Raw genomic sequence first — 12,213 nt, forward strand, 5'->3', positions numbered from 1 at the left:
TCAGCCGCGCTCGCTGCGCAGTTCGGCGATGCGCTGATCCTTCTCGTTCCAGAGCTGGTTGACCCAGCTCTGGACCTTCTGGCGAAACGCCGGATCATTCTCGTAATCGCCTTGCCACAGCGCCGGGTCGAGTTCGCGGGTCTTGATGTCGATGATCACGCGCGGCACGTTGCCGCTGATCAAATCCCAGAAACCCGGAATTCGCTCCTGTGGATAAACCACGGTGACGTCGAGAATCGCATCCAGTTGTTCACCCATCGCCGCCAACACAAACGCCACGCCACCGGCCTTGGGCTTGAGCAAATGCTTGAACGGTGATTGCTGCTGTGCGCTTTTTGCCGCGGTGTAGCGGGTACCTTCCAGATAATTGACCACGGTCACCGGCTGACGCTTGAACAGCTCGCAGGCCTGTCTGGTGATTTCCAGATCCTTGCCGGCCAGCTCCGGGTGCTTCGCCAGAAACGCTTTGGTGTAGCGCTTCATGAACGGGTAATCCAGCGCCCACCACGCCAGCCCCAGAAACGGCACCCAGATCAGTTCTTTCTTGAGGAAGAATTTGAAGAACGGCGTGCGTCGGTTGAGGGTCTGGATCAGCGCCGGAATATCGACCCACGACTGGTGGTTGCTGACTACCAGATAAGAGGTGTCACCGCGCAGATTCTCGCCGCCGCGAATGTCCCATTGGGTGGGGATGCACAGGCGGAAAATCAGCTTGTCGATCTCGGCCCAGGTCTCGGCGATCCACATCACTGCGCCCGACGCGTAATCGCGCCAGCGGCCGGGTGCGACCAGTTTGAGCAGGGCAAACACCAGCAACGGCCCGATCAGGATCAGGGTGTTGAGCAACAGCAGCAGGGTGACGAAACAGCCGGTGAGCAGGCGGCGCATAAGCAACTCTTTGCAAACGGATGGGCGCGCCATGATAAGCAGCTTCGCGCGGCAGGCCAAATCGGCGGTGACGAATGTTTCACTTTTGGGGCGGTATGCTGGTGCCAGATATTGTATTGAATGTGCTGGCCTCATCGCTGGCAAGCCAGCTCCCACAGGTTTCTCTGGTGTTCACGAGAATTGCATTCATTGAAGATCCTTGTGGGAGCTGGCTTGCCAGCGATGCGGTCTCACGGGCGAACGAATTGCTCGCCGGGTGTCTAAAATCTCGCGTCTGCCGCCCTCATTTTCCAAGGAAGCCCCTTACGTGAAATCCCTCCTTGCACTGTTTGCCCTCGTCGCTCTGCCGGTCATGGCCGCCGAGCCGACTCTGTACGGGCGCTACGAATACATCGCGCTGCCGGAAATCGGCGGTGAAGTGCTCAAGGCCAAGATGGACACCGGCGCACTGACCGCCTCGCTGTCGGCCAAGGACATCGAAACCTTCACCCGTGATGGTGACGACTGGGTGCGTTTCCGCCTCGGCACCAAGGACGCCAGCAACAAGGTCTACGAACACAAGGTCGCGCGCATCAGCAAGATCAAGAGCCGTTCGGATGAAGAGGACGAGGGCGAAAGCACCGAAGTCGCCAAGCGCCCGGTGGTCGATCTGGAGCTGTGCCTGGGCAACGTCAAGCGTACCGTTGAGGTCAACCTGACCGACCGCAGCAACTTCAATTATCCGCTGCTGATCGGTGCCAAGGCCTTGCGCGAGTTTGGCGCTGCGGTAAACCCGGCGCGGCGCTTCACCGCCGACAAGCCGGACTGCTAAGTGGTCTCATTGACGTAACGTCAGGCTTGGGGCACCGTTCGCGCACTTAACCTATGGGCTCGGACGCCATGCCTCATATCCTGATTGTCGAAGACGAAGCGGCGATTGCCGACACGCTGATTTTCGCCCTGCAAGGCGAGGGCTTTAGCACGACGTGGCTGAGCCTCGGCGCGGCGGCGCTGGAGCATCAGCGGCAGACCCCGGCCGATCTGATCATCCTCGACATCGGCCTGCCGGACATCAGCGGTTTCGAGACTTGCAAGCAGCTGCGGCGTTTCAGCGAGGTGCCGGTGCTGTTCCTCAGCGCCCGCGATGCCGAGATTGATCGCGTGGTGGGGCTGGAGATTGGCGCCGACGACTACGTGGTCAAGCCGTTCAGCCCTCGAGAGGTGGCGGCGCGGGTCAAGGCCATCCTCAAACGCATGGCGCCGCGTCCAGTGATTGAAGCCTCTTCGGCGCTGTTTCGCATCGATCCCGAGCGCGTACAAATCAGCTATCGCGGCCAGACGTTAAGCCTGACCCGCCACGAATTCCGCCTGTTGCAGTGCCTGCTCGAACAACCCGAGCGGGTGTTCAGTCGCGAACAACTGCTCGATGCGTTGGGCGTGGCGGCCGACGCCGGTTACGAGCGCAGCATCGACAGCCACATCAAAAGCGTGCGCGCCAAACTGCGTCTGGTGCGTGCCGACGCCGAGCCGATCCAGACCCATCGCGGCCTCGGTTACAGCTACAGCCCGGGGCACAGCTGATGTCACTGGGGCTGCGGATCTTTCTGGTGTACGTGCTGTTTATCGGCCTCACCGGTTATTTCGTGCTTAACACGGTGATGGAAGAAATCCGCCCCGGCGTGCGCCAGTCCACCGAAGAAACCCTGGTCGATACCGCCAACCTGATGGCGGAAATCCTCCGTGACGATTTCAAGGCCGGCACCCTCAGCGAGAACCGCTGGCCCGAGCTGCTCCGCGCCTATGGCGAGCGCCAGCCGCAAGCGACCATTTGGGGCTTACCGAAAAATCAGGTCAACCACCGCATCTACGTGACTGATGCCAAGGGCATCGTCGTTCTCGATTCCAGTGGTGTCGCGGTCGGTCAGGATTACTCGCGCTGGAACGATGTCTATCTGACCCTGCGCGGTGAGTACGGCGCACGTTCGAGCCGCAGTGATCCGGATGACGCCAGTTCGTCAGTGATGCACGTCGGCGCGCCGATCCGCGACAACGGCAAGATCATCGGTGTGGTCACCGTGGCCAAGCCCAACAGCTCATTGCAGCCTTATGTCGATCGCACCGAGCGGCGTTTGCTGTTTTACGGTGCTGGTCTGATCGGCCTCGGTCTGTTGTTCGGTGCTTTGCTCTCGTGGTGGTTGAGCCGTGCGCTGCACCGTCTGACCGGTTATGCCCAAGCGGTAAGTGAGGGCCGGCGGGTGGAAGTGCCGCATTACCGGGGTGGTGAACTGGAACAACTGGCTACCGCCGTGGAACAGATGCGCACGCAACTGGAAGGCAAGGCCTACGTCGAGCGTTATGTGCACACGCTGACCCATGAGCTGAAAAGTCCGCTGGCGGCGATTCGTGGCGCGGCGGAGTTGCTGCAAGGGGATATGTTGCCGGTTCAGCGCCTGCGCTTTGTCGGCAACATCGACAGCGAAAGTGCGCGGATGCAGCAGTTGATCGAACGGTTACTGAATCTGGCGCAGGTGGAGCAACGTCAGGGCCTTGAAGAACGGGTCGCTGTGCCGCTGGCGGCGCTGGTTGAGCAATTGCTGCAGGGGCAAGCGGCGCGGATCGAAGGCAAACAGTTGCGCATCGAATGGGCGATGGCAGCGGATCTGCTGTTGATTGGCGAGCCGTTTCTGTTGCGTCAGGCACTGGGCAATCTGCTGGAGAATGCGCTGGATTTCACGCCGATTCAGGGGCTGCTGCGTTTCAGTGCCGAGCGGGTTGGCGAGCAGATCGAATTTCGATTGTTCAATGAAACGGCGCCGATTCCTGACTACGCCTTGCCGCGATTGACCGAGCGTTTCTACTCGTTGCCGCGTCCGGACAGTGGGCGCAAAAGCACGGGTTTGGGGCTTAACTTCGTTGAAGAAGTGGTCAAGTTGCATGGTGGGGCGATGCAGATTCGCAATGTCGAAAACGGTGTTGAAGTGATATTGCGCTTGCCTTGATACCGTCAAAAGATCGCAGCCTTCGGCAGCTCCTACATTGGATTGCGTACACCTGTAGGAGCTGCCGAAGGCTGCGATCTTTTCATCTTTCCACACAATCTCCATATTCCCCCCACATTCCCCTCATACAGCACCAGCAGACTCTGCCCATCCAAACAGGGAGAGTCCCATGAACAAGAATCTGACCATCAAGCTCGGCGCCATCGCCGTGCTCATCTTGCTGTTGCTGATACCTTTATTGATGATCGATGGCGTCATCGACGACCGCCAACAGTTGCGCGACGGCGTGCTCGAAGACATCGCCCGCAGTTCCAGCTACAGCCAGCAACTGAGCGGGCCGGTGATGGTGGTGCCGTATCGCAAAGTGATTCACAACTGGAAAACCAACGACAAGACCAACCAGCGCTACGACGAGCCGAGCGAAGAGCGCGGTCGTTTGTACTTCCTGCCGGAGCGTTTCGAACTCGATGGTCAGGTGCAAACCGAGCTGCGCGCACGGGGCATTTATGAAGCGCGGTTGTTCCACGCCGACAACCGCATCAACGGCCATTTCTCATTGCCGGCGCAATTGGGCATCAAGGAAGACTTCAGCGATTACCAGTTCGATGCACCGTTTCTCGCGGTCGGCATCAGCGACATTCGCGGCATCGAAAATGCGCTGAAACTGGAACTCGATGGCCAGCGTCTGGACTTTGTTCCGGGGACTCAAGTGGGCTGGCTCGGTGAAGGCGTGCGAGTGACGTTGCCGATGCTCGACACCACTAAAACCACCGAGTTGAGCTTCGGTTTTGATTTGCGCCTGCAAGGCACCGGTTCGTTGCAGGTGCTGCCGGTGGGCAAGAGCAGCAGCGTCAGCCTCACTGCGAATTGGCCGCATCCAAGTTTCATCGGCAATTTCCTGCCGGCCAAACGTGAGATCAACGATCAGGGTTTCAGCGCCGATTGGCAGACCACGTTTTTCTCCACCAACCTGCAAGACGCCATGAGCCGTTGCGTGAGCAGCAATGATTGCGAGGCGTTCAATGGTCGCAGTTTCGGTGTGAGCTTCATCGACCCGGTGGATCAGTACCTGAAGAGTGATCGGGCGATCAAATATGCGCTGCTGTTCATCGTCCTGACGTTCGCCGGTTTCTTTCTGTTCGAAGTGCTCAAGAGTCTGGCCGTGCACCCGGTGCAATACGCGCTGGTCGGTGTGGCCCTGGCGTTCTTTTATCTGTTGCTGCTGTCGCTGTCGGAGCACATTGGTTTCGCTCTGGCGTATCTGTTGTCGGCCAGTGCTTGCGTGCTGTTGATCGGGTTTTATGTCTGCCACGTGCTACGCAGTGTGCGTCACGGCTTGAGTTTTTCGGCGGGGCTGGCGGCGTTGTATGGCCTGCTCTATGGCTTGCTGAGCGCAGAGGATTACGCGTTGTTGATGGGCTCATTGTTGCTGTTCGGCCTGCTCGGTGTGTTCATGGTGCTGACGCGCAAACTGGATTGGTACGGGATCGGGCAGAAACCGGCGCAGCCGTTGGAGTTTGATGTCGGGGCGATGCAATGAGCCGGTCGCTTGGGTTGCGTGAGGATCAGTGCTGGAAGGATGAACTGGTGACGCGGATTATCGGGTTTTTGCCTGTGGAACCGAGTGGGTGCCATCGCTGGCAAGCCAGCTCCCACAATGAGTTCGGTGATGACATAAATCCCCGATCTACCACAAATCCTGTGGGAGCTGGCTTGCCAGCGAAGAGGCCGGAACAGGCGCCGCCGATTTAAGGCTTGGGCATGGTCGCGATCATGGAAGGTCGCTGACTCACTTCAAAAAACCAGTTGGCCAGTTGCGGGTTGGCATCACGCCAGCCCAGATCGGGGAAGCGCAAGTCGAGATAACCCAAGGCACACGCCACGCTGATCGCCGCGACATCGAAATGGCTGGTCAGCTCGGCAATGGCATCTTTTTCCAACACCGCGAGGGCACGGCGGATCTTGTCGCGCTGAGCGTCGAGCCATTCATCCCAATGTTTTTCTGGAGCACGTAAAACCAGTTCATAACGCACCATCACCGACGCGTCCATGATCCCGTCGGCCATCGAAGCCAGGGTCAGACGCCGCCAGCGGGCCGCGCCTTCGCGGGGGATCAGCGGGTTGCCGACGTGCTGCTGGTCGAGGTATTCGAGGATCACCCGGCTGTCATGGATGACGTTGCCGTCGGCCAGACGCAGGGCGGGAATCTTGCCCAGCGGGTTATCGGCATTGAGCTCGGCACTCGGGCTGACCGGGCTGAGCACACAGTCTTGCAAGGCGACGCGATCCTGCTGGCCGGTTTCGTGCAGCAACACCATCACTTTGCGCACAAACGGAGAGAGCGTGTTGTGGTACAGGGTCATGCTGGGGGCAGACATTGGCAAACCTCGGTAATCGTCGAAGAGCAGGTGGTTAGCCTAGTCAGAACCGCGATGGCTGGCGAGGGAATTTATGGCGCCCATCCGGCCGCCATCGCTGGCAAGCCAGCTCCCACAGGTTTTTGCAGTGAACACACATTTCAGGCCCAGCAGAGATCCTTGTGGGAGCTGGCTTGCCAGCGATGAGGCCATCACCGACAGCACAAAAACTACCTGCGCAGCAACAATCCCCTGATCGCCAGAAATGCCGGAACACCCAGCCCAACCCAGCTCAACACATCCCAAATCCCATCCCCAAGCAACGCCGCAAACAACCCCGCTGCACTCAGCAACGCAATCACGATCGGCGTGCTGAACACCTTCCAGAAATTCGACTGACGCGGCTTCATGCAGACGCCTCCGCCGTTTCCAGCAGGGGTTTGGCCGCTTTGCGCCGCACCACCCACAGATAAACGCCACTGCCGAGCACAATGATCGTCAACACATCGAGCGTGGCCCAGAGGATTTTCATCGGCATGCCGCCGTAATCACCGAAGTGCAACGGTTGCGACATGCCCATGGCGTCCATGTACCACGGCCGTTCGGCCACTGCGGTAACCTGCAGCGTGGTGGCATCGATCAGCACCGGCGTCAGCAGATGCGAGGTCAGGTGCGTGCCGCCCTTCATGAACACCGAGTAATGGTGTTCGCTGGAAAAGCGTGTGCCGGGAAAGGCAATGAAATCCGGTTTCATCTCCGGCGCAACTTCAGCAGCGATATCGAGCAAACGCGTGGCCGGCGCCAAGTGGGTCAGCGGTGGCGCATCGCGGTAAGGTTCGATCAGCGCAGTCAGTGCATCGTTGCGCCAAGCGGCGATCAGCAGGTCGGCGCAGGCGCTGATCACACCGGTCACGCCGACCACCAACGCCCAGGTCAGGGTGACCACGCCAATCAGGTTATGCAGGTCGAGCCAGCGCAGCCGTGTCGACTTGTCCTGACGCACCGTGCCGAACTTCAAACGGCGCATGAACGGCAGGTACAGCACCGTTCCGGACACGATGGCCACGACAAACAACAAGCCCATAAACGCCAGCAGCAATTTGCCCGGCAGCCCGGCGAACATGTCGACGTGCAGGCGCAGGATAAACAGCATCAAGCCGCCATTGGCCGATGGGGTTTCCAGCGCTTCACCGGTACGTGCGTCGAGCATGAAGGTGTGCGAGGAATTCGGCTCGGTGCCGGCGGTTTTCGCCATGATCGTCAGTACGGCATTCGGCTCATCGTCATCGAAACCGAAGTACTGCACGACTTCATCGGGACGATGTTTTTCTGCGGCCTCGACCAACTGCGCCAGATTCAGCCGCGGCGTGTCGGCCGGCATCTCGCGTACTTCGGGTGCATCGCCGAGCAGATGTTCGATCTCGTGATGGAAAATCAGCGGCAGACCGGTCAAGGCCAGCATCAGCAAAAACACGGTACAGACCAGGCTGGTCCAGGTGTGGATGAACGACCAGCGACGAATTGTTTTACTTTTCATTTCATGACCTTCAAAAACACCAAAGCCGTCCACGAAGGACGGCCTGGTCACAGGGCCTGTTTCAGCTCAGTTGCTTACCACTTGTAAGTGGCGCTGGCGACGACACTGCGCGTGTCGCCGTAGTAGCAGTAGAAGCTGTCGCAGGTGGAAATGTATTCCTTGTCGAACAGGTTGGTTGCGTTGACCGCCAGCGACGCGCCTTTGAGGCTGTTGTCCAGACGGCCGAGGTCGTAATGCACACTTGCGTCGAACACGGTGTAGGCGTCCGCCTTGCCCAGCCAGGTATTGGCCTTGTCGCCGTAGGTGTTGCCGGTGTAACGCACGCCACCGCCAATGCCGAAGCCGTCGAGGACGCCGGCGTGCCAGGTGTAATCGGTCCACAGCGACGCTTGCTGGTTCGGCATCAGTTGCAGGCGATTGCCCTTGTCGACGCCATTCTGCACTTCGGATTTGGCCAGGGTGTAGGCAGCGATGACTTTCAGGTTGTCGGTGACGTCGGAAACCGCTTCCAGCTCGAGGCCTTTGACTTTCACTTCGCCGGTCTGACTGGTGATCGACACGTTGTTGACGAAGGTGTTAACCGAGACGTTCTTCTGGGTGAGGTCGTACACGGCGGCGGTCAGCAGGGTTTTGCTGCCCGGTGGCTGGTACTTGATGCCCAGTTCCCACTGCTTGCCTTCGGTCGGTTTGAGCGAACCGGTCGAGGTGGCGTCGGCGCCCGTGGTCGGCTGGAAGGATTCGGCGTACGACAGGTACGGCACGAAACCGTTGTCGAAGACATAACTGAGCGCTGCGTTGCCGCTGAAGGCCTTGTCACGCTGGGTGTTGGTGGCATCGCCCTTGTTGATGAACTTTGTGCTGGTGTGCACCCAGTCTTCACGGCCGCCGAGGGTCAGGCGCCACTGGTCGAGGGCCATCTGGTCCTGGATGTACAGGCCGGTCTGGTAGGTTTTCTGGTCGTAATCGTAAAACGCCGTGGAGCGCGCTGGACGTACGATTGGCTGGCCGTAGATCGGGGTGATCACGTTGGTGGTCAAACCGTCGCCGAAGATCGAGGTGTAGTTGGTGTTGCTGCGCTGATGATCCAGGCCCAGCAGCAGGGTGTGGCGGATGTCGCCGGTGGCGAAGTCGGCCTGGAAGTTGTTGTCCACGGCGAACTGACTGATGTCTTCTTCGACGCTGGTGCTGGTGCGCCCGACGTTGCCTTGATCATCCACTTCGGTGAACGGGTAGGAACCCGGCGTCAGCGACTGGAACGACAGATCCGACTTGGTGTAGCGCAGGTTCTGCTTGAACTGCCAGACATCGTTCAGACGATGTTCGAAGGCGTAGCCCAGCGCGTAGTAGGTGCGATCGTAATATTCCCAGTCCGGATCACCCAGATTCTTGTGGTGGGAGATATCGCCGAACGGTGACTTGATCTTGGTGCCCTGCACCGGCAGGAACTGGCTGGTGATGCCGGTATCGTCGCGGGTGAACTGGCTCAGCAGGGTGAGCTTGGTGTCGTCGTCGATGTTCCAGGTCAGGCTCGGTGCGATGTTGTAGCGCTTGTTGTCGACGTGATCGACCTGCGTGCCGCTGTCGCGCACCACACCGCTGAGACCGTAGAGAAACTGGCCGGCGTCATCGATCTTGCCGGTGCTGGCGAAGTTGATCTGACGGTGGTTGTCGCTGCCGTACTGCAGCTGGATTTCGTTGCTCGCTTCGGCGCTTGGACGACGGCTGACCATGTCCAGCAAACCGCCCGGCGGAGTCTGGCCGTAAACCGAGGAGGCCGGGCCGCGCAGCAGGGCGAGGCGATCGAGGTTCCAGGTTTCCTGTTTCGGGTTGGCGTACACGCCTTTCGGCAGCGGCAGGCCATCGAGGAACTGGGTCGGTTCGAAACCGCGCACACGCAGCCAGTCGGCGCGGGTGTCGCTGCCGTAGCTGCTGGCGGTGATGCCCGGCATGTAGCGCACCGCGTCGTCGAGACTGTGCACGCTGCGGTCGTCCATTTGCTGGCGAGTCGCGACGGAGATCGAACGCGGCGCTTCGACCAGTGCGGTGTCGGTCTTGCTGCCGGCGGCGGTGCGGGTGGCGGTGTAGCCTTCAACCGGGCCCCAGGCGCTTTCGAAGTTCTCCACACCGATGACGGAAGTTTCCGGCAGGGCCAACGTCCCTTCAGGCACGGCGACCAAGGTGTAAGTACCGGTATTGCTTTGCTCCAGTTGCAAACCGGTGCCACGCAGGGCCGCGCGCAAGGCACCGGCCGCGTCGTATTGGCCGTTCACCGGTGCCGAGGTCTTGCCTGCGGCCAGCGACGGATTCAGCGACAGCGCGATGCCGCCCTGGCTGGCGATCTGGTTCAAGGTGGTCGACAGTGGCGCCGCCGGCAGATTGTAGGCGCGCACGCTGGACGCTTGTTCAGCGGCGAGCAACGGACTGCTGATCAGCGGCGCGCTGAGCGCGATAGCGACGGCCAGCAGACTGGGGCGCAACAAGGTGTCTAGCGAACGGGACATACGGCGGCTCCTGAATGGAAATATTTCTCAATTGCCTGTGTGCCGGATGAAAAGCGAAAAGTGATAGGGCTGGATGAAAATAATTTCGATTAACTGAAAGTGGAGGCTGTAGGGGCCTCATCGCTGGCAAGCCAGCTCCCACAGGTTTCAGTGCTGTTCACAAAATTGCTGCTCACCGCAGATCCCTGTGGGAGCTGGCTTGCCAGCGATGGCGGCCGCTCAGACACCGCATTACTCAGGCTTGATATCGGCCTTCGCGACAGTGACCCAATACGGCGTATGCCGCTCGATCTGCACCGGCAGGGTCGGCAGCAATGCGCTCAGGGCCTTATCGGTGTCATGCAGCGGAAAGCTGCCAGTGATGCGCAGGTCCGCAACTTCCGGCGCCACGCCCAGATGCCCACGACGATAACGCCCGAGCTCATGCACCAGATCGCCAAGGCGCGCGTTATCCACCACCAACATGCCACGCGTCCAGGCATCCGCGCCGGGATTGAGCGCGACGATCGAACCCAATCCATCACTGCGCAGCAGCACTTGCTGGCCTTCATGGAGAATTTGCTCTTCAGGATTGGATTGCGGGTGCGCCGCGACCGCCGACTGCAACACGCTCAGGCGCGTGCCTTCGTCTTCACGCTTGACCAGAAACCGCGTACCCAAGGCGCGCATGCTGCCTTCGCGGGTTTCGACGATAAAGGGACGCGCATCGCCATGACCGGTCTCGACGAGAATTTCGCCTTCCTGCAACACGATCAATCGGCGCTTGTCATCGAACCGCACATCCACCGCACTGTGGGTGTTCAGATTCAGCACCGTGCCGTCAGCCAGACGCACGGTGCGCTGTTCACCAGTCGCAGTGCGTTGATCGGCAAGCCAGTAATCCAGCGGCAGAAACCGTTCACTGGCGAACAACCCCAAACCAACAATCACTACAACGCTGGCCAACCCACTGGCAAGCTTGCGCACGCGCCGGCGAATGCCTTCGCGCGACTGTAGCAAGGCACTGCGTGCCGGGCCTTTAGCCACGCTGAAACGCTGATCGAGCATGCCCAGTTGTCGCCACGCCCGGGCGTGTTCTTCATGGGCCGCATGCCATTTGGCAAACTCCTCGCGCTCTAGCGGGCTGCTCGAGTCGAGGGTCAGTTGCCAGGCAATCGCCGCGTCCAGGACATGCGCCGGTACGGGGCTGGAACTGGCCGGACTCATGTCGGCTCACCGTACAGGGCGATGTAGCACTGACGAATGCCTTGCGCCAGATACTGACGCACACGCGGCACCGAGACGCCGAGCTTGTCGGCGATCTCGGCATGGCTGAGCCCGTCGAGGCGGTTATAAAGGAAGGCGGCACGGGCCTTGGTCGACAGTTTGCCGAGCAAGCGGTCGATGGCTTTGAGGTCTTCGAGGATCATTTGCTGTTCTTCCACCGACGGTTGCTCGCCTTCGGGGATCAGCATCAATTCGGTGAGGTAGGCCTGCTCCAGCGCTGCGCGGCGGAAGTAGTCGAACAGCAGGCCTTTGGCGATCGCCACCAGAAAGGCCCGCGGCTCGCGCGGTGTCAGCATTTCGTTGCGACCGAGCAGGCGCACAAAGGTGTCCTGACTCAGGTCCTCGGCACGCTCTGGGCACGCCACATTGCGTCGCAGCCAGGCCAGCAGCCAACCACGATGGTCGCGATACATCGCACCGACGAGCTCACTGTGAGGGCTTGGGACTGACGACACCGGACATCACCGATTGGGAAATGTTAACTAACGCGAATTGTTCGCGATTGTGGCAGAGGTGGGAATGGTTAGCAATTGGCCACTGGTCAGGTGGGCATGTAAAGGCAGACCCCCTCACCCTAGCCCTCTCCCGGGGGGAGAGGGGACCGATTGGGGGATATTCAGGAGATACACCGATCTGAACGATTTTCAGTGAATCCACAATCAACTCGGTCTTTCAGGTCGATGAAA

11 protein-coding genes are annotated in these 12,213 nt (G+C 60.0%); 4 read left to right on the forward strand and 7 right to left on the reverse strand.

Translation table 11 applies throughout. The features are described from left to right. Entirely contained in the window at positions 1–888 is an 888-nt protein-coding gene (locus ACM6JQ_RS00910) for an acyltransferase (protein WP_095112739.1), read from the reverse strand. A gap of 307 nt (positions 889–1,195) precedes the next feature. On the opposite strand from ACM6JQ_RS00910, the gene ACM6JQ_RS00915 reads away from it, so the two are divergent. The 4 genes from ACM6JQ_RS00915 (at position 1,196) to creD (ending at position 5,406) form a co-directional block, all read left to right on the forward strand. Beyond that, positions 1,196–1,699 (forward strand): ATP-dependent zinc protease, encoded by a 504-nt coding sequence (locus ACM6JQ_RS00915; protein ID WP_008078089.1) that lies wholly within the window; start codon positions 1,196–1,198, stop codon positions 1,697–1,699. A 68-nt stretch (positions 1,700–1,767) separates the two neighbouring features. After that, positions 1,768–2,448, forward strand: coding sequence for a two-component system response regulator CreB (gene creB / locus ACM6JQ_RS00920; protein ID WP_042704954.1), 681 nt, complete (start codon positions 1,768–1,770; stop codon positions 2,446–2,448). Next, positions 2,448–3,866: a two-component system sensor histidine kinase CreC gene (gene creC, locus ACM6JQ_RS00925; RefSeq protein ID WP_414893089.1), complete on the forward strand. Its 1,419-nt coding sequence runs from the start codon at positions 2,448–2,450 to the stop codon at positions 3,864–3,866. The genes creB and creC overlap by 1 nt, the downstream gene beginning before the upstream one ends. A gap of 169 nt (positions 3,867–4,035) precedes the next feature. After that, positions 4,036–5,406, forward strand: coding sequence for a cell envelope integrity protein CreD (gene creD, locus ACM6JQ_RS00930; RefSeq protein WP_414893090.1), 1,371 nt, complete (start codon positions 4,036–4,038; stop codon positions 5,404–5,406). 208 nt (positions 5,407–5,614) lie between these two features. Here the strand turns inward: creD and ACM6JQ_RS00935 are convergent, their stop codons facing one another. The 6 genes from ACM6JQ_RS00935 to ACM6JQ_RS00960 all read right to left on the reverse strand — a co-directional run bounded on the left by ACM6JQ_RS00935 (position 5,615) and on the right by ACM6JQ_RS00960 (position 11,940). After that, on the reverse strand, positions 5,615–6,244 hold the full coding sequence (locus tag ACM6JQ_RS00935; protein ID WP_414893091.1) for a glutathione S-transferase: 630 nt from the start codon (positions 6,242–6,244) through the stop codon (positions 5,615–5,617). 209 nt (positions 6,245–6,453) lie between these two features. Further along, positions 6,454–6,633 (reverse strand): hypothetical protein, encoded by a 180-nt coding sequence (locus ACM6JQ_RS00940; protein ID WP_007910007.1) that lies wholly within the window; start codon positions 6,631–6,633, stop codon positions 6,454–6,456. Continuing rightward, on the reverse strand, positions 6,630–7,760 hold the full coding sequence (locus ACM6JQ_RS00945) for a PepSY-associated TM helix domain-containing protein (protein ID WP_007910008.1): 1,131 nt from the start codon (positions 7,758–7,760) through the stop codon (positions 6,630–6,632). Before ACM6JQ_RS00945 ends, ACM6JQ_RS00940 begins: the two co-directional genes overlap by 4 nt. Positions 7,761–7,834: 74 nt before the next feature. Beyond that, positions 7,835–10,261, reverse strand: coding sequence for a TonB-dependent siderophore receptor (locus ACM6JQ_RS00950; protein ID WP_414893092.1), 2,427 nt, complete (start codon positions 10,259–10,261; stop codon positions 7,835–7,837). A 231-nt stretch (positions 10,262–10,492) separates the two neighbouring features. Beyond that, complete coding sequence (locus tag ACM6JQ_RS00955; RefSeq protein WP_414893093.1) at positions 10,493–11,467, reverse strand: FecR domain-containing protein; 975 nt, start codon at positions 11,465–11,467, stop codon at positions 10,493–10,495. Next, complete coding sequence (locus ACM6JQ_RS00960; RefSeq protein ID WP_007910013.1) at positions 11,464–11,940, reverse strand: RNA polymerase sigma factor; 477 nt, start codon at positions 11,938–11,940, stop codon at positions 11,464–11,466. Before ACM6JQ_RS00960 ends, ACM6JQ_RS00955 begins: the two co-directional genes overlap by 4 nt. Positions 11,941–12,213: the final 273 nt, after the last annotated feature.

The organism is Pseudomonas sp. IT-232MI5 (assembly GCF_949767845.1).
Lineage (GTDB): Bacteria > Pseudomonadota > Gammaproteobacteria > Pseudomonadales > Pseudomonadaceae > Aquipseudomonas.

Coding starts and splice junctions, on each gene's coding strand:
- ACM6JQ_RS00960 (WP_007910013.1), bottom strand. CDS start 11,940: ATGTATCGCGACCATCGTGGTTGGCTGCTGGCCTGGCTGCGACGCAAT.
- ACM6JQ_RS00910 (WP_095112739.1), bottom strand. CDS start 888: ATGCGCCGCCTGCTCACCGGCTGTTTCGTCACCCTGCTGCTGTTGCTC.
- creB (WP_042704954.1), top strand. CDS start 1,768: ATGCCTCATATCCTGATTGTCGAAGACGAAGCGGCGATTGCCGACACG.
- ACM6JQ_RS00955 (WP_414893093.1), bottom strand. CDS start 11,467: ATGAGTCCGGCCAGTTCCAGCCCCGTACCGGCGCATGTCCTGGACGCG.
- ACM6JQ_RS00950 (WP_414893092.1), bottom strand. CDS start 10,261: ATGTCCCGTTCGCTAGACACCTTGTTGCGCCCCAGTCTGCTGGCCGTC.
- ACM6JQ_RS00945 (WP_007910008.1), bottom strand. CDS start 7,760: ATGAAAAGTAAAACAATTCGTCGCTGGTCGTTCATCCACACCTGGACC.
- creC (WP_414893089.1), top strand. CDS start 2,448: ATGTCACTGGGGCTGCGGATCTTTCTGGTGTACGTGCTGTTTATCGGC.
- ACM6JQ_RS00940 (WP_007910007.1), bottom strand. CDS start 6,633: ATGAAGCCGCGTCAGTCGAATTTCTGGAAGGTGTTCAGCACGCCGATC.
- creD (WP_414893090.1), top strand. CDS start 4,036: ATGAACAAGAATCTGACCATCAAGCTCGGCGCCATCGCCGTGCTCATC.
- ACM6JQ_RS00935 (WP_414893091.1), bottom strand. CDS start 6,244: ATGTCTGCCCCCAGCATGACCCTGTACCACAACACGCTCTCTCCGTTT.